2 protein-coding genes are annotated in these 865 nt (G+C 44.0%); both read right to left on the minus strand.

The genetic code is table 11. The features are described from left to right. Window positions 1-16 precede the first annotated feature (16 nt). Entirely contained in the window at window positions 17-505 is a 489-nt protein-coding gene (locus tag ADIWIN_RS17945) for an amidohydrolase family protein (protein WP_020898276.1), read from the minus strand. A 39-nt stretch (window positions 506-544) separates the two neighbouring features. Continuing rightward, the coding region (locus ADIWIN_RS21565; RefSeq protein WP_040757703.1) for a hypothetical protein at window positions 545-865 on the minus strand (321 nt) is incomplete at its 5' end.

An 865-nucleotide genomic window follows, 5' to 3' on the forward strand; every position in this document is an offset into this window, starting at 1 on the left:
CCTTTTTCTACCTGAGCTACCAATTTTCAAAATCCGGATGGCTAGGATCAAAGGTTTGGTAAATGGGGTAAATCCTAACGCCAGGCATCTTGTACACCTCATCACAACGCCTCAAGTCTTCTTCCCAATCCGGCCAAGCCAGATTTACTGTACCGAATGGGAGCAGCATTCCCTTGCCTTTTTGCTTGCATTCCTTGGCCAATCGTTCATTGACACCGTTGATGTCTTTGTGAAAAAGCGCTTCAAAGCTACCTGCCCAGGCTTTTTCCACCCTGTGCTTGGATAGCTTGGCCAACAAAGCATCGGTTTCACCGTATTTCAGTTTTCTAAATGGCCAATCAAACAAATTGACATTGGTATCGATAACCCCAGGTTTTCCGGCAAACAGGTTGGGTTTACTTCTTGTATCCTCCGGTAGGTTGGTTGAAAAGCTAAGTGGCAATGAGGCAGCGGCAGTGGCTTTAAGTGTGGTACTAAAAAAGCTGCGGCGGTTTACTTTTTTCATAATGTTGTTATTCAGGCTTTCAATGGTGGTTAAAGTTTTTCAGCTGGTTTTGATTTTATTCAAACTGTCTCTGTTTTCGTATACTTTCGTAATTCCGGCAACTATCTCGTCCATTTCCTGACGAGAGCCTAAAAGCATTCCAGAACCCCAGAAGGAGATCAGCGTTTCGTTACAAATCTTATCGCAATTTGGGAGATCCAGCGAATTAGCGTACTCTTCCCTTCTTTCTTTTGTATACATGGTCTGGTATTCATCCAAGCCCAAAACATGTTGGATCCAGGGTTCTTTGTGCAGTCCGTTTTTATATAGGAGCCCATAGGAATTCCTTCCGCATTCAGCGCTTTTAAGAACAGGCTCCTG

The organism is Winogradskyella psychrotolerans RS-3, from assembly GCF_000427335.1.
Classification (GTDB): Bacteria; Bacteroidota; Bacteroidia; order Flavobacteriales; family Flavobacteriaceae; genus Winogradskyella; species Winogradskyella psychrotolerans.

What these genes read in the sequence shown, in the direction of transcription:
- ADIWIN_RS17945 (WP_020898276.1), bottom strand. Translation starts at nt 505, where the DNA reads ATGAAAAAAGTAAACCGCCGCAGCTTTTTTAGTACCACACTTAAAGCC.